The 20,013-nt window shown below is 47.8% G+C and carries 20 protein-coding genes and 3 tRNA genes; 13 read left to right on the top strand and 10 right to left on the bottom strand.

The features are described from left to right. Positions 1-25: 25 nt before the first annotated feature. Positions 26-102: transfer RNA gene (locus ACKU40_RS18850), tRNA-Asp, on the bottom strand. Between the two features lie 415 nt (positions 103-517). On the opposite strand from ACKU40_RS18850, the gene ACKU40_RS18855 reads away from it, so the two are divergent. From ACKU40_RS18855 to ACKU40_RS18865, 3 genes are read left to right on the top strand one after another with little or no spacing between them, the layout of a single operon-like run. Further along, positions 518-2,173 carry a glycosyltransferase gene (locus ACKU40_RS18855; RefSeq protein ID WP_320174320.1) on the top strand — a complete coding sequence of 552 codons (1,656 nt, stop codon included), beginning with the start codon at positions 518-520 and terminating at the stop codon, positions 2,171-2,173. Between the two features lie 35 nt (positions 2,174-2,208). Then, positions 2,209-3,060, top strand: coding sequence for a helix-turn-helix domain-containing protein (locus ACKU40_RS18860; protein ID WP_407944300.1), 852 nt, complete (start codon positions 2,209-2,211; stop codon positions 3,058-3,060). Between the two features lie 35 nt (positions 3,061-3,095). Beyond that, entirely contained in the window at positions 3,096-3,407 is a 312-nt protein-coding gene (locus tag ACKU40_RS18865) for a putative quinol monooxygenase (RefSeq protein WP_320174322.1), read from the top strand. A gap of 316 nt (positions 3,408-3,723) precedes the next feature. Here ACKU40_RS18865 and ACKU40_RS18870 read toward each other — a convergent pair whose 3' ends face one another. The 5 genes from ACKU40_RS18870 to ACKU40_RS18890 form a co-directional block, all read right to left on the bottom strand. Then, complete coding sequence (locus tag ACKU40_RS18870) at positions 3,724-4,782, bottom strand: hypothetical protein (protein ID WP_320174323.1); 1,059 nt, start codon at positions 4,780-4,782, stop codon at positions 3,724-3,726. A 214-nt stretch (positions 4,783-4,996) separates the two neighbouring features. Further along, a tRNA-Asp gene (locus tag ACKU40_RS18875) sits at positions 4,997-5,073 on the bottom strand. 41 nt (positions 5,074-5,114) lie between these two features. Beyond that, positions 5,115-5,190, bottom strand: a tRNA-Val gene (locus ACKU40_RS18880). Between the two features lie 130 nt (positions 5,191-5,320). Next, on the bottom strand, positions 5,321-6,097 hold the full coding sequence (locus ACKU40_RS18885; protein ID WP_320174324.1) for a 2-amino-3,7-dideoxy-D-threo-hept-6-ulosonate synthase: 777 nt from the start codon (positions 6,095-6,097) through the stop codon (positions 5,321-5,323). Between the two features lie 22 nt (positions 6,098-6,119). Then, complete coding sequence (locus ACKU40_RS18890; protein WP_320174325.1) at positions 6,120-7,376, bottom strand: RsmB/NOP family class I SAM-dependent RNA methyltransferase; 1,257 nt, start codon at positions 7,374-7,376, stop codon at positions 6,120-6,122. Positions 7,377-7,758: 382 nt separating this feature from the next. On the opposite strand from ACKU40_RS18890, the gene ACKU40_RS18895 reads away from it, so the two are divergent. The 10 genes from ACKU40_RS18895 (at position 7,759) to ACKU40_RS18940 (ending at position 17,590) form a co-directional block, all read left to right on the top strand. Further along, entirely contained in the window at positions 7,759-9,405 is a 1,647-nt protein-coding gene (locus ACKU40_RS18895; protein ID WP_320174326.1) for an FG-GAP-like repeat-containing protein, read from the top strand. Between the two features lie 138 nt (positions 9,406-9,543). Beyond that, on the top strand, positions 9,544-10,563 hold the full coding sequence (locus ACKU40_RS18900) for a TRAP transporter substrate-binding protein (protein ID WP_320174327.1): 1,020 nt from the start codon (positions 9,544-9,546) through the stop codon (positions 10,561-10,563). A gap of 68 nt (positions 10,564-10,631) precedes the next feature. Beyond that, complete coding sequence (locus tag ACKU40_RS18905) at positions 10,632-11,129, top strand: TRAP transporter small permease (RefSeq protein WP_320174328.1); 498 nt, start codon at positions 10,632-10,634, stop codon at positions 11,127-11,129. A 4-nt stretch (positions 11,130-11,133) separates the two neighbouring features. Then, the gene (locus ACKU40_RS18910) at positions 11,134-12,435 is read left to right on the top strand and encodes a TRAP transporter large permease (RefSeq protein ID WP_320174329.1); all 1,302 of its coding nucleotides are present in this window, start codon (positions 11,134-11,136) and stop codon (positions 12,433-12,435) included. Between the two features lie 88 nt (positions 12,436-12,523). Beyond that, on the top strand, positions 12,524-13,402 hold the full coding sequence (locus ACKU40_RS18915; RefSeq protein ID WP_320174330.1) for an RluA family pseudouridine synthase: 879 nt from the start codon (positions 12,524-12,526) through the stop codon (positions 13,400-13,402). Positions 13,403-13,580: 178 nt separating this feature from the next. After that, positions 13,581-14,120, top strand: a complete 540-nt coding sequence (locus ACKU40_RS18920; protein WP_320174331.1) for a DUF2975 domain-containing protein — start codon at positions 13,581-13,583, stop codon at positions 14,118-14,120. Positions 14,121-14,129: 9 nt separating this feature from the next. Next, complete coding sequence (locus ACKU40_RS18925; protein WP_320174332.1) at positions 14,130-14,354, top strand: helix-turn-helix transcriptional regulator; 225 nt, start codon at positions 14,130-14,132, stop codon at positions 14,352-14,354. Positions 14,355-14,458: 104 nt separating this feature from the next. Continuing rightward, positions 14,459-15,688: an efflux RND transporter periplasmic adaptor subunit gene (locus tag ACKU40_RS18930; RefSeq protein ID WP_320174333.1), complete on the top strand. Its 1,230-nt coding sequence runs from the start codon at positions 14,459-14,461 to the stop codon at positions 15,686-15,688. A 13-nt stretch (positions 15,689-15,701) separates the two neighbouring features. After that, positions 15,702-16,376: an ABC transporter ATP-binding protein gene (locus ACKU40_RS18935; RefSeq protein ID WP_320174334.1), complete on the top strand. Its 675-nt coding sequence runs from the start codon at positions 15,702-15,704 to the stop codon at positions 16,374-16,376. Then, entirely contained in the window at positions 16,376-17,590 is a 1,215-nt protein-coding gene (locus ACKU40_RS18940) for an ABC transporter permease (protein ID WP_320174335.1), read from the top strand. The genes ACKU40_RS18935 and ACKU40_RS18940 overlap by 1 nt, the downstream gene beginning before the upstream one ends. A gap of 85 nt (positions 17,591-17,675) precedes the next feature. On the opposite strand, the gene ACKU40_RS18945 is transcribed toward ACKU40_RS18940, so the two are convergent. From ACKU40_RS18945 to ACKU40_RS18960, 4 genes are read right to left on the bottom strand one after another with little or no spacing between them, the layout of a single operon-like run. Further along, a complete protein-coding gene (locus tag ACKU40_RS18945; RefSeq protein ID WP_320174336.1) occupies positions 17,676-18,050 on the bottom strand; it encodes a 4Fe-4S dicluster domain-containing protein in 375 nt (124 codons plus the stop codon). Between the two features lie 11 nt (positions 18,051-18,061). Next, on the bottom strand, positions 18,062-19,138 hold the full coding sequence (locus tag ACKU40_RS18950; RefSeq protein WP_320174337.1) for a nickel-dependent hydrogenase large subunit: 1,077 nt from the start codon (positions 19,136-19,138) through the stop codon (positions 18,062-18,064). Between the two features lie 48 nt (positions 19,139-19,186). Next, positions 19,187-19,558: an NADH-quinone oxidoreductase subunit C gene (locus ACKU40_RS18955; RefSeq protein ID WP_320174338.1), complete on the bottom strand. Its 372-nt coding sequence runs from the start codon at positions 19,556-19,558 to the stop codon at positions 19,187-19,189. A 20-nt stretch (positions 19,559-19,578) separates the two neighbouring features. Next, positions 19,579-20,013 (bottom strand): NADH-quinone oxidoreductase subunit B family protein, encoded by a 435-nt coding sequence (locus ACKU40_RS18960; RefSeq protein ID WP_320174339.1) that lies wholly within the window; start codon positions 20,011-20,013, stop codon positions 19,579-19,581.

Below are 20,013 nucleotides of genomic sequence, written 5' to 3' on the forward strand. Positions count from 1 at the left end.
TCGATCAATACCCTTTTCGGAAAAGTGGCGGAGCCGAAGGGACTCGAACCCTCGGCCTCCGGCGTGACAGGCCGGCGTTATAACCAACTTAACTACGGCTCCGCATATATATTTAAGCGTGTTAAGTGACGCTTAAAAGCGCTTTCGTGAAGAAGGTTCTATGTAAAACCGCATTTGCTCGCAATTATAAAGAATAAAAAGTTTTATAAGCATAAGTTTGATGTACTTAATTTTGTGCAAACGACTGATATTACATATTTATTTTTATTAGTCCGGGTGGCTGTTTTTGTTTGTAATTCCTGTGTTGCGAGCTTGATTTAAGAGGCTCTTGCTGATTAATGAATGAAAAAAATGCGTAAAATGAATGAGGATGGTTTACAGCCGGGATTTAGACCTATTTTATTGATTTACTGGGTAATCCGGCTTGGCTTGGAGTTTCTGAAAGTGTATTGATTGAAAAATAATAAATTGTGTGGGCCATTGGTAGATTTGATTTAGTTCTATGGGGTTATGCATTGTGAAAGATAAACTCAATGTCTGTATTGTCGGGCCATTTGGCACAGGAGTTACCGCCTTAAGGCAATTGGGCCATAGTGTACTCAGTATTGCGCAGAGTGATGATCTTTTTTGTGATCTGCCCGAGATCCTTGAAAAGAATGATTTTACCCCGGACTTGCTGTTGCAGGTCGAAAGCCTCGGTAAACGTACCTTGATTCAAGGTTTGGATACCCTTGATTGCCCAACTGTTTTTTGGGCCACTGATCCGCATTTGAATATACACTGGCATAATACTTATGGCCGATTATTTGATCAGGTTCTATCCACCCAGCAATCATTGGTTCCACCATTCAAGCTTGAAGGGCTTTCCGATGTCCGCTGGCTGCCCAGATTTGCATTCGATCTGGCTTCGCCGCCCATTGCCGAGCGTAAGAATGAAATAGCTTTTGTGGGACGGCTGAGTGATCAGCGTCCGGGCCGTAAATGGATGGTCGATTTTATCAAGAGCAGGGTGGGTGATCATTCTTTTCCTGTCGAACAGTCACTGAGCCACAGTGAAATGCTGGCTTTGTATCAGGACACGAAAATAATTCCTAATGAATCAATTCTGGGCGAGGTCAATTTTCGGCTGTTCGAGGGGACTTCATGCGGCAGTCTGTTGCTCACACAGGATCTTGGAGATGAACAGGCATCGTTGTTTGAACCGGGACGGGAAATTGATACATATGCGGATGCTGCGGAGTTTGAAGAAAAATTGAAGCTTTATCTTGGTAATGATCATTTGATCCAAAAGATGGGGCAGGCTGCACACGAGCGAGTACAATCCGAGCATCTGCCCATTCATCGAGTTGAACGTATTTTGGAATACGCGAAAGATTCAGCGCGTAACAGGGCAACTGGTTCAGAAGCTGAGAAATGGCTGGCAGTGACGATTGCATCCATGTGGGAGTCCGGTATGCTTGATTTGCCGGTTCGCGAAGTATTGTCCCGGCTTGCCGCCTCTGGTCAGGATGAGCATGTGGTTGTCGCCACGCTTCGAGTGCAAACAGTTATCAATGCGAATCCGGTAGTGGAAGAAAATTTGATGAATTTGCTCGGCGGGAAGTTGTTTGAAGATTCTTTTGGAGTTAATTTTACGGGGTCGGCTGCAGCATTGCGCCTTGGAAATTGGGATACGGCAAAAGCATTCTGGTACAGGCACTTGAAGGCTGTAAACAGTACCAAGCTCCCGCCCAAGGAGCCAAAGGATCTGCTCATCTATTGGGCCAAGGAACTCAAGAGTCAGCAACGTGTTTTTCGGGGAGGATTTCCCTTTAAACCCAAGACCCATCTGCCGCATACAGCCTTAGATTGCCTGCTCTCTCTTTATGATAATGATCCACAGGGTACCGAGGTCCTGCGTCTTATTGATGTAATGCTGCGCCCACGTAAGGAATTGGATCAGGTTCGGGGCGGTTTTCTTACCTCCCTTGCCATGCAGGATTCCAATGATTGGCGGCTGCTTTTTGAGCTGGCATTGACCAATTTACACAGCTATCGGCTTGATGAGGGGATGCAGAATCTTGCGTTGGCACGGAAAATTGCCCGTAAGCAAGGGCAGGAAAGGGCTTTCAGCATGGCTTTGCGGGGACGTGATCAGTCCGGATTGATTATGAAACGCATGCTGGATTGTTAGAAAGACAGAAAAGGCGTCAGTCAATAATATTATATATGTCTGAAAAATTTGAATATAAGCCATCAAATAGGTGGCGGTATCCGCGAAAAGAGTTGCAGCCTTATGTTGACCGTTATTGGGAATGGTCAGGTCAGTCTCTTTCGGAAGAGGCCTTGCCGCGAATTTTGCCGGGTACTGGGAAGGAGTTGTTTTTCCATTATGGGGAGCCTTTCTCATATGAACTGGATGCAGGTGCTAAAAATATTTTGCCGCCTAGTCATCTGGTCTGTTTGCGCTCAAAGGTTGCTACCTTTTTTCCAAGTAATACTTCCGGTTTTATCTCCATCAGGTTCAAAACCGGGATGTTCCGGTCGTTCTGCAGAATATCCCCCTTTGAAATAAATGATACGCTGGCTGATGGCGTTGATCTGTTCGGCAGAAATGCTTCTGAGCTTGGTGAGCGCATTGTTGAAGCTGGAGATTTTGATGAGCGGGTGTCTTTGCTTGAGGATTTCCTGATTGAAAATATGATCCTTGAGTCTGATGAAGACAGGCTGATTCCTTATGCGGCTGATAGTCTGTATTACGGTCATTCCGTCCTGAATTCGAAGTCTGTTTCTGAAAGTGTGGGGTTGGGAATCAGGCAGTTTCAGCGAAGGTTTAAGAGTGAAGTCGGAGTAACTCCTAAACAGTACATGTGTCTTTCCCGATTCCAACAGACAGTCCGGGCCTGCCTTCTTGGTGATCATGCCAGCATGCTTGATTGTGCCCTTGCGCACGGATATTACGATCAGGCCCATTTCATACACGATTTTAAGAACTATACGGGTCATTCTCCATCATATCTTTTAGGATCAGATACCCGCATGACGCATTTTTACAATACCAGCAGACCGCGCCTTTGCTAGCTAGCAACCTTCATTAAAAACAAATGGAGGTTCATATGATTTATTTAAGCGCGTCTTTTCAGGCTAAAGAAGGAAAAGAAGTTGAGTTGGAAAAGTTGCTCTCAGGCATGATTTTAGAGACGGCTAAAGAACAAGGCGTTCTGGAATACAGGCTGCACAGGCTCGATAGTTCTGAGCGGGCATTTTTCTTTTACGAAAAGTTTGAAAGTCAGGAAGTTTTAGATTCGCACTTTGCTTCTGCCCATTATAAAAATCTTGTAAATAGCCTTGATGGGCTGCTGGAAAGTCCTCCGGCTGTAGAAATGTACACTCTTTTGGGAGCTGTTCCGGAGGGGAGTGAGGGGTAGGGTTAAGGTTTAAAAGGGCTAAGTTAACAAAATAAGAAAGCCATCAATCGGGAGATTGGTGGCTTTTTTATGTGTAGTGTGTCGGAGACGACGAGACTCGAATTCGCGGCCTCCGGCGTGACAGGAGGCCGAGTCGCCCGGCAGCTAATTAATTCAGTCGGTTAATCCTCGATGGTTGTTTGGGATATGTCAGATGATATTGAAACTTTATTGCTGTTTCGGCATCTTTTTGTATTCCGTTTTTTTAGTACGTCGAAATGAGTTCGGACTGAGGGTGTCCTGCATCAGAATAGTTAAAAGTGTACCTCTACCTTATTTATAGAAGAGATATTTGTTTTAATCTTGTCCGCTTTAGGCGTGGTTTATGCTTGTGTAATGCCTCTGCAAATGTCACGGATGCTTCGCGAGCCTCCCCAAACTTGAGGATGGTTGCGGCTGTTATATTTCCCTCATTAACGTCAATGGTGACTTGAAGTTTTGCTTTCTGTGGTGTTCCGGTGTTGATTGCATTTGTAGCTAATTTTATTAGTCTTTTTCTTTCGGATTCGACCAAGTATGATGTTTGCGCCCAGAATGCTCTTCCGGTCCCTTTTATGTATGCTCTTTGTTTTTCAAAGTCGTATTTCGTAACATTATATTCTTGATCAACAAAAAAAGTTGTATGTGGTGTTTCTATCGGGTCTTCAGGGTAAATTTCTTTAAGTCTTTCGCCAGAAACGGATGATCCGTTACCTATAGAAACAGTGTCCTTGTCTTCCATTACCTGAGAAAGTTTCTTGGGGGTACGGTTGTTTTTTGTAATTTTATTGTGGGCAGGTTTGATGATTGGATCAATGCCAGCCCTTACTTGTTCAATACTCACATCCAACTCTTTTAGCCTTACTGCCGTTTTGCTCTCAATGTCGGCAACAACGATGTCTCGATAAGCATCAATGCCATGAACGGCGACCCAGCCGATGCTCAACGTCAACGTAGAGTACATTATAGCTTTAAGAACATTCATCTTTTGCTCTGTCGTAAAGTCTTTAGAGTATTCAAGTATTTTGTTGACGGATTTAAGAACAAGTTTAATTGACCCTTTTTCTAGCTTAAATTTGACGATAAGATTTGGATATAAATGAAGGTCCTTCAATGCGATGTTGAGTCCGGTACAATCATTAACTATCGCGAGAAAATCTCGTTGAAACGCATCAACAATACCCGCTATGCGGTAGTCAACGAGAGTATGATCTTCCCATGAATTTCCGGATATGATCATCGTAAATGTCAAATCACCAGAATATACGATGTCTTTGTAAGGGATACCCGCAGCATCTAGTGCGGTGACATATAATAAATCTTCCGGTGTTTTTACTTCGATTATTCCTAAACTCAATTTTTATTCTCCCAATATTTGCAGAAAATATGAACTCATAATTGAACAGGCTTTTTTCTCATAGCGAGTTAGACTTCTGTCTATATCTTGATGAAATAAAGTGTACATATGATTACAAGAAGCTCTGTGCATAATCAAGAGGGGGGGGCTTTGGGCTGGCTCCCAAAACAGAGAAAGCCACCAATCTTTCGATTGATGGCTTTCTCTTGAAAAGTGGCGGAGCCGAAGGGACTCGAACCCTCGGCCTCCGGCGTGACAGGCCGGCGTTATAACCAACTTAACTACGGCTCCGCGTATATTTTAAAGCGCGTTAAGCTGCGCTTATTGACAAGTGGTAGGCGGAACAGGGCTCGAACCTGTGACCCTCGGCTTGTAAGGCCGATGCTCTCCCAACTGAGCTATCCGCCCACTGTCGATGTGGATTTGTAAGTGGCTTGAATGTTTGTGTTCATTCTGTTTGCCCCCGTCCACGAAGAGGGATACTGCCGATGTCGGCCTGATTTGTCAAACGATTTTTTGAATATATTTAAAATAAATTTTAATCGTCTGAAATGTTTGTGTTTTTATGTGCAATTTCAGCAAATCTTTCCATGCTTTCTATGGGGTTTTCAGTCTGGAAAATGTTTCTGCCGATGCAGCAGCCCTTGCAACCGGATTCTAAACCCTTTGTGGTGGTGCTCAGAGCCCCCTCTACATTCTGTCCCAGAGGACCTCCGGTGACCAGTACCGGAATCGGGCTGGCGGCTACAGCTTTCGTGAATGTGTCACCGTTGTTGGGGTAGGGAACGGCTACGATGTCCGGTCCAAGTTCCGCGCCGATGCGGATACAGTGTGCCACCAAGCTGGAATCGTGCTCGTTTACGATTTGGCTGCCTCTTGCGAGAACTGTTGCCAGCACCGGGATTCCATACTGGTGCGCTTCATCGGTAATCTCGCCGAGGTCCACCAGCATGCGGTCTTCCAGATCGTTTCCGATGTTTACGTGCATGGAAACAGCATCCGCTCCAAGGCGCAGGGCTTCGGAAATGGAACAGACGATGTTCTTGTTGTAGGAAGGGGAACCGTGCCTTGTTCCGGCATTGAGCTGGATGATCAGGTTCACGTCCGGCGGCACCAGATGGCCGTAATGCATGGCCAGCCCCTTGTTGAGGATAACCCCCTGTACACCGGATGATGGCAGGGCCTCAAGTATGGACTGGATGGAACCGAGTCCATCGATCATACCTTCGTTGGCACCGTGGTCGAGGGCCAGAATCAGCGCGTTTCCGCTTTCTTTGTCAAAAAGCCTTTTCAGGCGGCGGTTAGTTCCGTTCATTATTTTTTTGATCCTTATATTCTTACTTGTCTGTCCAGATATACCGGGGTCCTTTTTTTCCGGTGAATCCGAGCAGCATATCTTTATAATAAAGTCCGACCGGGCCTTTGCCTTTGGACGGAGCAGGAAGGCTTTGTCCGGCCAGAAGATTGGCAATGTCCTGCGGATTTTCAATTACAAGTGCCGAACTGTCCGGCTTATTGGGTAGCAGACAGCGCGCAAAAGGGTCCGGCTTGAACTTGTCCCGGTTGAACTTGCCGATGTGGAAACCCTGCCAGCGCAGTTCCTTGGGCAGGATTTCAAGGGCATGTTTGTTCAGGAACATGGCTTTGCCTTTAAATTCGTAAATATCACCTTCGGGCAGGGCGGAAAGATCAACCGATTCGGGAATTTCTGTCTTCTTGAGATTGACCTTTTTACCCTGAGGCTTGCAGGTCTCCGGTACTTGCGTTTCTTCATTACCCGGTTTGCGCAGTCCGCAGAGATAGAATCCCTGACCTCCGCCGGAGCCGTCCACGCGCAGCACCCCGTCCATATTAGGAAGCAACGGGTCGGCTATGGTGAATCCTTCCGGGCGTGGCAGATCGAAAAGTTCAAAGCCCAGCTCTTCTGTGGCAAAACGGGTTTGGTCTTCGTTCTCCTGCACATTGGTGGTGCAGGTGGAGTAGACCAGCCGTCCGCCGGGAGCAAGCAATTCATAGGCCTTGTTCAACAGCTTGCGCTGCAGGTTGACCAGCGGGATGGTCTTTTCCCCTTTCCAGACTTCCATGGCCTTGGGGTTTTTATTCAGAGTGCCCCAGCCGCTGCATGGCGGGTCGAGCTGGATGGTTTTCCAGCTTGAGGGGGGCAGGGGCAGTTTTTGAGATTCGTAGTGCACCGTCGCTGTATTTACAGCCTGTACCTTGCGAAGGTTTTGGCGCAACAGGGCCAGCCGGTCGCTGGAAGGTTCACTGGCTAGAACAAATCCGTCGCGTCCCACCAAGCGTGCGAGCAGGCCGGTTTTGCTTCCGGGGGAGGCGCACATATCGAGCACCACATCACCTTTTTCCGGGGCCAGCATGAGCGGGGGCAGCATTGATGAACGGTCCTGAATGTATATTCGACCGAATCGTGCGGCTACGGATTCTCCCAGCGGAAAAGGTTCTTTTTCCAGAATACGGGCCATGGAATAGAAAGGTTCCGGCCTGAATTCGAAGCCTTGCGCGCGGAGCAGTTCTTCCACTGTTTCCACATCATTGGGAGAGCAGACCAGTCTGAATGTTCTTAAATCTGTATTCATATAAAGTAAGTTGCGGTCGAGGGTGTGAGAGATTGGAAAGGCTTTGAGCTGGAGTCCGCAAGAAAATAGTAAAAAAATGTAAAAAATTGGCCTGATAGAACTTAAGCAAAACAGGCTGTGATATAAAAAAAACTTAAAACCCTTATAAACAGGAGCCAGAGAGATAAAACAGCAATGCCAGTTTGACAAGTGTATCATGCGGGTATCCATATCTTTAGACTTTGCGTACCGTTGCATTAGCTGTTACAAGCGTTTTACCCGTTTTTGAAAATTAGGCAGGACCGGCTGCTGACATGATGTTCTACCGGTGTGTTATTCTTGATGAATAATATTTGTAATCACAACATATATTGACTGTAAATTTTAGTCTGGAGGATTAACGATGTCGTTTCGACGTTTGATTATTTTTTTCATTGTCGCCGTTACCATGCTGTCTGCAACTGCGGCATTTGCCAATGAATCCCGTACTTATGCGGTTTACCCTTTTGAGATTAATGGGCCTTCTCAGTATCAATATTTGAGCCGTGGTGTTCAGACCATGCTGATTTCCCGCTTGAACTGGACTGGGCATTTTGAGCCCATGGCCGGTTCTTCCAGCTTGAAGGCAGCTGATCAACCCAAGGATAAGGTTGGGGAAGTTAAGAGCGTTCAGGCTCTTGGCGTTGATTATATTGCGATCGGATCCGTGGTCATCGTCGGAAAACAGGCCTCTATCGACGTGCGCATGATTAATGGCGAAGGGAATTCATGGACCAAAAGCGCAGAGACAACAATTTCCGAACTTATTCCCGCAATTGATGGCATTGCACAGGACATCAAGGGACAGCTTTTCCAGAAACCCGGCAGTCAGAAAAAGAGCGAAGAAGAAAAGAAACGAGAGGATGCTCGTCCTGACAGCCCTGTAAACCCCGAGTTTGTTAGTGCTGCCGGTGCGGGCAAAGTCCTTGAAAGTACAATCAACCCCCAGTTCAGATATCAGGGCGGAACAGAAACCCCCGGTCGCTGGCGCAGTCAGACTATGAAATTCGTCAACCGTGGCGGTTTTGTAGAAGATGTGACCGGTGATGGTAAAAAAGATCTGGTTGTTCTGGGCGAAGATGAAATTAAGGTCATGGCTATTGACGGCCAGCACCTGAAAGAAGTTGTTTCCTACTCATACGGGCAGCGTTCTTCCGGTCTGCGGATCAACGGTATTGATCTGGACAGGGATGGTGTTTACGAAGTTGTCTTGTGTACTGAAATAGACAGGAAACCTTACTCTTATATTATTTCTTTTAAGAACAAGACTCCGAAGGTTCTTCTTGACCGTAACAGGAATTTCCTTTCTGTAATCAAAACTCCGCCGAACTTTACTGAAACTCTTGTGGGGCAGCGTTTTGATCCGCACAGGACATTTTATTCCAAAGACCTCGTAGAGTATTCATTCTCCAATGGCGCTTTGGTTCCGATTCGTAAATTGAATGTTCCTGAGTTCAGTAACGTTTTTAACCTGACCTATCTCCCGATTGCTGATGGAGAATACAAGGTTCTTGTTCTGAACAAATACGGACGGATCAACCTTTACGACAAGAATCTTGAGCCTATTTACGAAAGTACCGATAGTTACAACTCTGCTGCTGTTGCTATCGACACTGTTTCAAAATCCAGGGGATTTAACGAAGAGAAGAAAAGTGAACGCATGGAGCATAACTACTATATTCCCATGCCCGTTTCAGTTGTTTCCATCTCCGATCCCCGCAAAAAGGAAGTTCTGTTGAATAAAGACCTTTCCGTTGCCGGACAGATCTTTTCAAACTACAAGAACTTTGCTCAGGGCGAGATCCATGCTGAATTCTGGGATGGCGTAGGCCTGAACCTTGCGTGGAAAACCCGCAGGATCAAAGGAACAGTGAGCAGCTATGGTGTTGCCGACATTGATAATGACGGTGAAGATGAACTGTATTGTATCCTGAACACTTTCCCCGGAGCGCTGGGCGTTAAGCACCGGAAGACTCTGATTATAGCCTACGAACTGAATATGGGCCAATAAGTCCGTTTTTACCGGGCCTCCCGCTTCTTTGCGGGGGGCCCTTTTTATGTTATAAACCACCATCCTTTTCGGCGAAGCCGCCTTGCCCTGCTTCGCTGCTCAATCAAAAAAGTATGTCCTTACAATGGAGGGAGTGTGATGAGAACCGGAAAAACCGCCGGGTTGCTTGCTGTATTAATGTTGTGTGCGGCACTTTTCAGTGCTTCTATTGTTTCTGCGGCTGAAATAAGCCTTAGTTATGCCAACTTCCCGCCAGCTAAAACTTTTCCCTGTGTCCAGATGGAACGCTGGAAACAGGAAGTGGAAAAAAGAACAGCAGGCAAAGTTCAGGTTCAGACTTATCCCGGTTCAACCCTGCTCGGTGCCAAGAATACCCTGCGCGGTGTAATGCAGGGACAGGCTGATATCGGTTGTGTAAGCCTTGCCTACCATCCGGGCGTGTTCCCTCTCTGTTCCGTGTTTGAGCTTCCACTTGGGTTCACGACTTCCACTTCAGCCAGCCTTGCTCTCTGGGATCTTTATACCAAGTACCAGCCCAAAGAATTTAAACGTTTCAAGGTGCTGACTATGTTTGCTTCCGCACCTTCCAATATCATGACCAAGGTTCCCGTGCGCAAACTTGACGATCTTAAGGGGCTTGAAGTCCGTGCTTCCGGCATCCTGTCAAAGATTTTGGAATCCCTTGGTGCCACTCCGGTTTCCATGCCTATGTCCGCCACTCCTGAAGCTCTGCAGAAAGGTGTGGTCAAAGGTTTGTTTTCCTCTTTTGAGGTTCTCAAGGACTTGAACTTTGCTGAAATTTGCCGTTATGAGACCGAAACCAACACTGCTGTTTATCCTTTTGCCATCATCATGAATATGAATTCTTGGAATTCCCTGCCTGATGATGTCAAAAAGGTACTTAACGACCTTGGCCGTGAGCAGGCTGAATGGACCGGTAAGTATATGGATGAACATGTGAAGCGTTCATTGGCTTGGGCCAAGGATAAGTATTCCATCGAGATGATTAAAATGTCTGATGCAGACATGCAGGCGATCAAGGATAAGACCCTGCCGCTGATCGAAGATTGGAAAACGAAAGCCGAAGCTAAAAGTGTGGACGGCGCAGCAGTTCTTTCCGACGTGGAAGAGCTTCGCGTTAAATATGAAGGCAAGTAGCTTATTTAAAGAATGTATGACCAAAGAGTCTCTCCGTCACTAGTGGCAGGGAGACTCTTGATATAATTATGATTGATTATCTTGAAAAAGCAGCTGTTTGGATATGCCGGATTCTGGCAGTAATTGCCGGGGCGGCATTGACCCTGATGATTTTACTGGCCTGTGCAAACATGGTGTCCCGCGCGGTTTGGATTCCGGTTAAGGGAACCTTTGAATTGATGGGCTTTCTCGGCGCGGTTACCGCTGGATTTTCGCTTGGATTTTCGCAGCTGCACCGCAGTCATATTGCAGTTGGGCTTTTGTTCAGGCATTTTCCCGCTCCTGTTCAGGTTGTGCTGGACGCATTGTCCGGTACGGTCTCCTGTGTGTTTTTTATCTTTTGTGCCAATGAGACCTATAAATGGGGGATGTTTCTCTACGATCTAGAGGAAGTCTCAGAGACCCTGGGCATTCATTTTTATCCCTTTGTCTTTGCTGTGGCCTTTGGCTGTGTGGCAATGTCTTTTGTCATCATGCTCGATATCCTTCGTATTCTGCGCGGTAAGGAACCGCTTAAACCCGCTTAGTATTATGGAACCGATTACTGTTGGAATTGTGGGCGTACTCTGCCTGCTGCTGGTTATTCTTGTCTTGCGTGTCCCTGTGGGTTTTGCCATGGGCATTATCGGGTTTATCGGCTTTGCCAAGGTTTTGAACCTCAAGGCCGCATACGGGATGCTGGGTACTGAAATCTGGAACGTCTTTTCATCCTATGGCTTAACAGTTATCCCGCTGTTCATCCTTATGGGGCAGATTTGTTTTTATTCCGGAGTTAATGAACGGCTCTACAAGTCTGCATATGCATGGATGGGCCATATTCGAGGTGGTATTGCCATGGCAACGGTTATGGCCTGTGCCGGTTTTGCTGCTATCTGCGGTTCCAACACCGCCACTGCCGCGACCATGTCCACTGTAGCTTTGCCGGAAATGAAGAAGTTCAAGTATAATCCCATTCTTTCCACCGGTTCAGTTGCTGCCGGGGCTACCCTCGGTGTAGTCATTCCCCCCAGTGTGGTGCTGATCATTATCGGCCTTCAGACAGGGGAGTCCATCAGCAGGCTTTTTATGGGCGGGGTCATTCCCGGAATACTGCTTTGCGCTCTTTTTCTGCTTACTGTTTACATGATGTGTGTGGCCCATCCTGACTGGGGGCCGGCCGGAACTGAAGTTACTTTCAAGGAAAAGCTGGCCTCCCTGCCCGGCTCCATAGAAATGATCATCCTCTTTGTGTTGGTTATGGGCGGCCTATTCGCAGGCTGGTTCACTCCCACAGAGGCCGGAGCCGCAGGCTCTGCTTTTGCACTGCTGATCAGCATTGCTTCACGAGAGATGACTTTCAAGCGCTTTGCCGCTGCAGTCAGTGATACTCTTAAAGTTTCCTGTATGATCATGGTGGTAATGCTTGGTGCAGTGATCTTCGGGCGTTTTCTGGCTGTGACCCGTATTCCGTTTGAAGCTGCAAACTTCGTGGCTGCGCTTCCCATTCCGCCCACGGTGATCATTCTGCTCATCTGTGTGATCTACATCATCGGCGGCATGGTCATGGATGCTTTGGCTCTACTACTGATCACCATTCCCATCTTTTTTCCCATTGTCAGTGCCATGGGTTATGATCCGGTCTGGTTCGGGGTCCTGATTACCATCGTGACAACTCTTGGAGCGATTACTCCTCCGGTAGGTGTAACAACGTTCATTGTCGCCTCTATGGCCGAAGATGTGTCCATTGACCGGGTTTTTCTGGGCGTCAGCTATTTCATGCTTGCTTATGTAGTTCTCGTGGCTTTGATGCTCGCGGTCCCGGCAACTGTGACTTTCCTGCCTGGCCTATTATAATTTGTGATTACATGTCGGCGAAGCCCAATTAAAATGTTTTGGGATTTTTAAACCCTTTTTCAAAAGGGTTTAAGCCGCCGGAGGCAAAATGGCAGCTGAATTTGTACAGGTAACAAAAGCCGAAGCTGGGCAGAAATTGGTCCGTTTTCTGGAGCGGCGAGTGGATGGAGCCGTCCCGCGTTCGGCAATTATGCGCTGGATTCGTAAGGGGAATGTCCGTGTGGATAAAGGGCGCTGTAAGGCTTTTGATCTGGTTAAGGAAGGGCAGACCGTACGTATCCCTCCATATGAGGCAGAGGAAACGGCGCAGCATAAAAAACTTCCGTCATTACCCATCATTTACGAAGACGATAATTATCTGGCTGTGTGTAAACCAGCAGGACTTCCTACTCAAGGTGGTACCGGACATGATGATTCCGTTGCTGACCGCCTGCTGTCCATGTTTGCGGATGCTCCCTACAAGCCTGCTCCGGCGCATCGCTTGGACCGGGATACATCCGGTGTGATTCTGGCCGGCAAATCCCATCAGGGGCAGAAGGATTTATCCGATTTCTTTGCTGAACATGGCGAAGGGGGTAAGTTCTACCTCGCAGAGGTTGAGGGCAGGTGGCCAGATGAAGACTGGGTAGAGTTGCACGACAAGATGGAAAAGTGCGGCCCCAAGGGACGAGAAAAGGTTGTTGTCGGTTCCGGCAAGGATGCTTTGAGTTCTGTCTGTCCCGTTGCAACGGGGGATAAGTTTTCACAGCTCATTGTTAAGCTGCATACAGGGCGCACACATCAGATCAGGGTTCAGCTTTCATCACGCGGTTTTCCTATTGAGGGTGATGTGAAATACGGCGGACAAAAAGGGAGAATGAAACTTCATTGTCTGCGGATTGATACCCCTTGGTTCACGGCCGGCTGCCTGCCGGATTGGGAAAATCTGCCTGACATTTCTGATCAATATTTCGATAAACAAGCTTAGAACAGTCAGGTTATTTAGTCCGCATTTTTAGACAGTTGAACTCGGTTCAGCTGTCTTTTTTTGTGTCTGACGAAAATTACCGTTCTTGTTTTAGGTTTAAAAGTTATTGACAAACGATAACTCTTTGCCGTAATTCATGAATCATAAAACGGTTACAAATACTCTTAAGGAGACATCGATGGATAAGATTAAGAAGATGAGCATTGTCCTGAAATATGCGTTTCTGCTGGTGTTGATTGCAATTCCGGTTTTTGAATTCGCCGGTTGGGTTCTGTTTGACGGTGATCCGGATGCGTATTTCATCCCTGAATTTTTGTTGACCTTGGATTCTGATTATCTAGCTCCTTTGACGGAAGGGCAAAAAATATTGGGAGCTCTGGCTTCTACCCCCTATATGGCACTGGGTATGGTCTGTTTTTGGCAGTTGGCTAAGCTGTTCGGGCTGTATTCACAGGGACAGATTTTTACTGCCGAGAATTCAGCATGCTACAGGAAGGCTGCATGGGCTTTGCTCATTGGTGAGATCGTTTATCCTTTTACTCAGACTGCGGTTACGTACATAGCTACCATGAATAATGCAGTGGGTGATCGGCTTATTTCTATCGGATTTGATGAAACTAATCTTGGAAATATCGTTATTGCTTGTGTGATATTAGCCATCTCTTGGGTCATGGATGAAGGACGAAAGCTTCAGGATGAAGCGGAGCTTACAATTTAAGGGATTGATATGGCGATACTTATAAACCTTGATGTGATGCTGGCTAAAAGAAAAGTTTCATCCAAGGAACTGGCTGAGGCCGTTGGAATTACCCCGCAGAACTTGTCTGTGCTTAAGACAGGAAAGGCCAAGGCCATCAGGTTCAGCACTCTCGATGCCATCTGTAAGTTTCTGGAGTGTCAGCCCGGAGATATTCTTGAGTTCCGGGATGAAGAAGGAAGTGTAAATATTTAAGGACTCCCCTTATTCAGGCTGGGTTATGGTTGTCTCGGCTTGCGGCAGAACCGGGGAAATTCGGTTCTGCCTTTTTTATTCCCTGAAACCGGGAAGGAAAATACATGTCAGCTAAGCATGAAAATAGAAATATTGATGTAGATTCCCTTAATGAGGGTCAGATGGGTAAATGGAAAAAACTGATTTTTCTGTTGGTTTTGGTTGCTCTCCTTGGAGGCGTGTCGGCGATTGTTCTTGATGGCAGTGAAGAGGTTGTCGAATACAAGACAGCTGTTGCCCGTGTCGGTAATTTCACTGTTGATGTTGCTGCCAGCGGAACTTTGCAGCCGCGCAACAAGGTTATTGTGGGCTGTGAAATTTCTGGAACCATTGATAAAATTTTCAAAGATTACAATGACAAGGTCGTTAAGGGTGAACTTCTGGCCCGAATGCGCACTGATGAATTGCAGGCTCGCGTCAATCAACTTCGGGCTGCTCTTGAATCTTCACGAGCCAATGTGCGTAAATCTCAAGTCGACTTGAAAGATAAAAACAATGAGTGCTCGCGTATGAGCAACTTGCGCAAGAAAAATGCTGTTTCCCAAAAACAGTTGGACAGTGCGATTGCTGCCCGCGATATGGCCGATGCTCATCTTGCCGAAGTAAGGGCTATGGTCCGTCAGGCGGAAGCAAATCTGAATGAAGCAGAAGCTAATCTTAAAAAAGCTTCCATTACTTCACCTATTGATGGATTGGTGCTGACACGGCATGTGGAGGCTGGACAGGCGGTCTCTTCGGGGATGAATACCCCGGAGCTTTACACGCTGGCGACCAGTCTTACGGAAATGCGTCTTGAGCTGAATGTTGACGAAGCTGATGTGGGAAAAATCAAGGCCGGGCAGAAAGCCGTGTTCACCGTTGATGCTTATGCCGGGAGAAAGTTTCCTGCCAAGTTTATCAAGCTACGTTATGCCCCGCAGCGGGTACAGGGTGTTGTTACCTATGTGGGTATATTTTCCGTGGACAACAGGGAGTTACTGCTGCGACCGGGAATGACTGCCGCGGCCAAAATTGAAATTGAACAGGTCCATGATGAATTATTGGTTCCCAACGGCGCCTTGCGTTTTTCTCCGGCGGATGCCGTTCCTGAGGGTGCCATGAACACTCCTTCCCCAAAAGATGCAAACCTCTGGGTTCTCAGGGACGGTCATCCGCAAAAAGTGGAAATTTGCAAGGGCAGTACCAATGGTCGCTTCACTCAGGTTGTCGGTGGACAACTGTCTGAAGGGGATGAGGTCATCCTCTCCCGTGTTGAAGCCGTTGCCGACAGCAGCATGATTTTATCCTTAGAGTAGGCAGGGCAGGAAAGTGATTGAACTCAAGAACATCACCCGTGTTTACAATACTGGCGGTGCCGAGGTGCGTGCACTGGACGGCATAGATATGACCATTGAAAATGGTGAATTTGTGGCTGTCATGGGCAGCTCCGGTTCTGGAAAATCAACTACTATGAATATTCTCGGTTGTTTGGATACACCCTCTGCAGGCAGTTACCTGTTTGAAGGTATTGAAGTGACTTCATTGAGTAGAAGCCAGAAAGCCCGTTTGCGGCGCAGGTATCTTGGTTTTGTTTTTCAGGGATTCAATTTGCTAAGCCGGACGACTGCCCTTGAAAATGTCGAACTCCCCCTTGTTTATCGTGGCTTGGGTAAGAAGGAACGGCGAAATATGGCCTATACCGCCCTTGATAAGGTCGGGCTTGCCGATCGGGCAATGCATACCACTACGGAAATGTCCGGTGGGCAGCAGCAACGGGTAGCCATTGCCCGGGCCATTGTTTGCAATCCTTTTCTGCTTCTCGCAGACGAACCGACCGGAAACCTTGATTCAGCCCGCAGTACTGAGATTATGCAATTGCTGACATCGTTACAGGCTGAGCATGGCATTACAGTAGTCATGGTCACTCATGAACCGGAAATGGCTCTCTGGGCCTCGCGCACCATTGAGTTTCGTGATGGCAAAATTATCAAGGAAGGTCATTGATGTTTTTGCAAGCTGTACTGCTATCTTTCCGCACCCTGCTGCGCAACAAGCTTCGTTCCTGTCTTACAGTGCTGGGGATTGTTATCGGTGTAGGCTCGGTTATCGCTGTGGTCGTTATAGGGCAGGGAGCCAGCAGAAAGCTGACTGATGAAATTTCCAGCCTCGGCAGCAAAATGATTATGATCTACCCTGATGAGGAAAACGGGGTTGGTTTTGCCGGGGAAACTTCCAATCTGATTCCGTTCAAGAATGCGGATGTTGAGGCTATCAAACGAGAATTTCCGGATTGCGGCGGGGTCGCACCTGTTTCTGAGTCCTCAGTGGTTGCGGTGTTCGGGAATAACAATTGCCAAACAGCAGTTACCGGAACTGAGAGTAGTTATTTTGCCATCAGGAATTGGCGGGTAAAGTCGGGTAGGTTCTTCAGCACCAGTGAAGAAAGGGCGGGTAAATCTGTCTGTATCATCGGTGAAAAGGTCAGCAAGAATCTTTTTAAAGGAATGGATCCCATTGGGTCGTCTATCCGTATAGACCGTTTTTCTTATCAGGTTATCGGTGTACTTAAATCCAAAGGCGGATCTATGGCCGGTAAGGAACAGGATGATATTGTTCTTGTTCCCCTTAAAGTCTTTCAGCGCAGGATTTCCGGTAACAAAGAGGTGGGTATGATTATTGTGGGCTGTGGTTCAGGTCAGGATTCTACAGCTCTTAAGCGGCAACTCAAGCAGGTTATGGTTGAACGCCGCCCGGTTCCGCCCGGACACGGGAATAATTTCGCTATTGAAGATATGAAGGAGATTATTAAAACCGTAAAAAAGCAAACCGGAACCTTCACGACTTTTATCAGCGCCATAGCAGCAATCAGTCTGCTGGTCGGCGGGATCGGGATTATGAACATTATGCTTGTTTCCGTGACAGAGAGAACCCGCGAAATCGGTATCCGTATGGCCGTGGGTGCGCAGGAAAAGGATATTCTGATTCAGTTTCTTGTGGAGGCAGTGGTGCTTTCCCTTTTTGGAGGGGTACTGGGTATTTCTCTCGGATTGTTGGTTCCGCTATTCGTGACCGGTTATATGAAGATCACTTTTGTTGTTGATATGCGCATTATCCTGATTAGTTTTGTGTTTTCAGGATTGGTAGGTATTGTCTTCGGGTATTTCCCCGCACGACGTGCAGCACGGATGAATCCTATTGATGCTTTACGGCATGAGTAAATGATCATTATACTAAGTCGGTAATATAAAAATCCCCGCAGCCTCACGGTTACGGGGATTTTTGTAGTTCGAACTAAGCTTTGAATTATTTCTTGGCTTTTTTCTTGGGCGGTTTGACTTTGCCGGTCTGCTCAATCATGTCGCGTTCTGCGGACGGGGCGCGGTGTACAGGTTTCATGTACAGGCTGCCTGTCGGGCAGTGGTCAACGCAGATGGAGCAGTAGACGCATGCGAAAGGATCGCAGACCCATGTTCCGGTACCGCTGTCTTTATCTTTGGTGACGGTAATGCACTGTGAAGGGCATTTCATTTCGCATTTTTTGCAGAAAATGCACTCGTCAATGTTGTTGAACAGTTCACCTCTGTAGCGTTCAAAAGGCTCGCGTTTCTCGATGGGGTACATGCGAGTGGAGCTTTTTTGAAGGAGGTTCTTCAGTACAGTGGGAGTCATGTTAAGCATGTCTCGGCCTCCTAGCGTTCCGTGCAGCTGATGCACGGGTCGATTGACAGAATGATAACCGGAACATCAGCCAGTTCGCAGTTGGGGAGCATCGCCAGGAGAGGCGGAATGTTTGCAAACGTGGGTGTTCTGATGCGGACCCTGTCAAGGAACTTCTTGCCGCTACCTTTCATGTAGTAGAGGCATTCACCGCGGGGCTGTTCCACGCGGGTTATTACTTCGCCTTCGGGGTTACCTTTGCAGGGAGCTGCAATGTCGCCCTGAGGAAGTCCGGCAAGGGCCTGTCTTACGAGGTCTGCGGACTGCAGGGTTTCCCTGAAGCGTACTGTGGAACGTGCCCAGCAGTCGCCGTCGGTTTCGACAACAGGCTCGAAGTCGATTTTATCAAATGCTGCGTACTTCAGGAGACGCATGTCGGAAGCAACACCGCTACCGCGCAGGGTCGGTCCTGCTGCACCGAGGTCGTAGGCCTGTTCTTTGGTCAGAACGCCGACGCCCTTGGTACGTGCACATACAGTGTAATCGTTGAGGATGGTGTTCTGGATTTCTTTGATTTCCTTTTCACAGGTATCAACTTCGGAAAGGATCCAGGAGCACATCTCGGGAGTCAGGTCCTGACGGACACCGCCCACGATATTCACGGAAGTGATAACACGGCTACCGGTGGTAGCTTCGTTGATATCCATAATGCGTTCACGGATGCGCCAGAACTGCATGAAGAGGGCTTCGAAGCCGAAAGCATCGGCAAAGAGACCCAGCCAGAGCAGGTGGCTGTGCATACGGTGAAGTTCGGACCAGACGGTGCGGAGGTATTCGGCTCTTTCGGGAACCTCAATACCCATCATTTCCTCAATGCCCTGACAGTAGCACATTGAGTGGATGTTGGAGCAGATACCGCAGACGCGTTCAACGACCTGGATCATCTGGTGGTAATCGCGGATTTCAGCGAGTTTTTCCAGACCCCTGTGAACGTATCCGAGTGCGGGAATGGCCTCCAGTACGATCTCGTCTTCCACGACAAGCTTCACATGCAGCGGCTCCGGGAGAACCGGATGCTGCGGACCGAAAGGTATGATGGTACGTGCCATAATTTACCCTATAGTTGTTATCGTCTTGGGTTCATCCGGGAAGACGAGTTATTTATTTACTTTCATCGCCTTAGTGTTGTTACACATAGGGATGATGGTTACTTCGTCGTCAAGGTACAGCTTGCGGCCGAAATCGAGTACGAGGCCGTCGAACTTGATGTCGAACTGGTCCTGTATTTCGTTTTCGATGAGCAGAGCTGCGAAGTACACGCCGCTGATGGAGGGCACAGGCTTGTCCATGTCCACGGTCAGGCGCAGGTTGGTGAGTACTTCATTTTTATCAAAGTGGTAGATGATATCCGCTTTTCCGTCACCGATGTTGGTGCAGGAGAAGGTGACCATACGCTGTCCGCCACTCTTCATCTTGGAGACTTCGCCTACCAGGCTTTCCAGAGTTACATCTATCTGATTTTCAATCACGATCTTACCCCTCGTAATGTTTAGCCTTTAAGGCCTTCAAACTTGGCAAGGGCTGCGACCACGCCGTCAATGATGGCTTCGGGTTTCGCCGGACAGCCGGGAACGTAAACATCAACCGGGATTACCTTGTCGACTCCGCCGAGAACGTTGTAGCACTCGCGGAAAATACCGCCGGACAGGCCGCAGGCACCGATGGCGATAACACCTTTGGGATCAGGCATCTGATCATAGATGTTGCGCAGGACCTTTGCGTTCCTGTGGTTGACGGTTCCGGTTACCAGAAGGACATCGGCATGCTTGGGGTTACCCACGTTGACAACACCGAAACGTTCAACGTCGTACAGCGGTGTCAGGCATGCCAGAACTTCGATATCGCAGCCGTTGCAGCTTCCGCAGTCAAAATGCATGATCCACGGAGACTTGGCGCGTGAATTTCCAATGAATTTCTTGAACAT

Source organism: Maridesulfovibrio sp., from assembly GCF_963666665.1.
Lineage (GTDB): Bacteria > Desulfobacterota > Desulfovibrionia > Desulfovibrionales > Desulfovibrionaceae > Maridesulfovibrio.

Excerpts from the sequence above, each read along its gene's own strand:
- ACKU40_RS18885 (WP_320174324.1), bottom strand. The coding sequence starts at position 6,097 with ATGAACGGAACTAACCGCCGCCTGAAAAGGCTTTTTGACAAAGAAAGC.
- ACKU40_RS18895 (WP_320174326.1), top strand. The coding sequence starts at position 7,759 with ATGTCGTTTCGACGTTTGATTATTTTTTTCATTGTCGCCGTTACCATG.
- ACKU40_RS18950 (WP_320174337.1), bottom strand. The coding sequence starts at position 19,138 with ATGGCACGTACCATCATACCTTTCGGTCCGCAGCATCCGGTTCTCCCG.
- ACKU40_RS18890 (WP_320174325.1), bottom strand. The coding sequence starts at position 7,376 with ATGAATACAGATTTAAGAACATTCAGACTGGTCTGCTCTCCCAATGAT.
- ACKU40_RS18865 (WP_320174322.1), top strand. The coding sequence starts at position 3,096 with ATGATTTATTTAAGCGCGTCTTTTCAGGCTAAAGAAGGAAAAGAAGTT.
- ACKU40_RS18915 (WP_320174330.1), top strand. The coding sequence starts at position 12,524 with ATGGCAGCTGAATTTGTACAGGTAACAAAAGCCGAAGCTGGGCAGAAA.
- ACKU40_RS18940 (WP_320174335.1), top strand. The coding sequence starts at position 16,376 with ATGTTTTTGCAAGCTGTACTGCTATCTTTCCGCACCCTGCTGCGCAAC.
- ACKU40_RS18925 (WP_320174332.1), top strand. The coding sequence starts at position 14,130 with ATGGCGATACTTATAAACCTTGATGTGATGCTGGCTAAAAGAAAAGTT.
- ACKU40_RS18900 (WP_320174327.1), top strand. The coding sequence starts at position 9,544 with ATGAGAACCGGAAAAACCGCCGGGTTGCTTGCTGTATTAATGTTGTGT.
- ACKU40_RS18920 (WP_320174331.1), top strand. The coding sequence starts at position 13,581 with ATGGATAAGATTAAGAAGATGAGCATTGTCCTGAAATATGCGTTTCTG.
- ACKU40_RS18905 (WP_320174328.1), top strand. The coding sequence starts at position 10,632 with ATGATTGATTATCTTGAAAAAGCAGCTGTTTGGATATGCCGGATTCTG.
- ACKU40_RS18860 (WP_407944300.1), top strand. The coding sequence starts at position 2,209 with ATGTCTGAAAAATTTGAATATAAGCCATCAAATAGGTGGCGGTATCCG.
- ACKU40_RS18960 (WP_320174339.1), bottom strand. The coding sequence starts at position 20,013 with ATGTTCAAGAAATTCATTGGAAATTCACGCGCCAAGTCTCCGTGGATC.
- ACKU40_RS18930 (WP_320174333.1), top strand. The coding sequence starts at position 14,459 with ATGTCAGCTAAGCATGAAAATAGAAATATTGATGTAGATTCCCTTAAT.
- ACKU40_RS18910 (WP_320174329.1), top strand. The coding sequence starts at position 11,134 with ATGGAACCGATTACTGTTGGAATTGTGGGCGTACTCTGCCTGCTGCTG.
- ACKU40_RS18945 (WP_320174336.1), bottom strand. The coding sequence starts at position 18,050 with ATGCTTAACATGACTCCCACTGTACTGAAGAACCTCCTTCAAAAAAGC.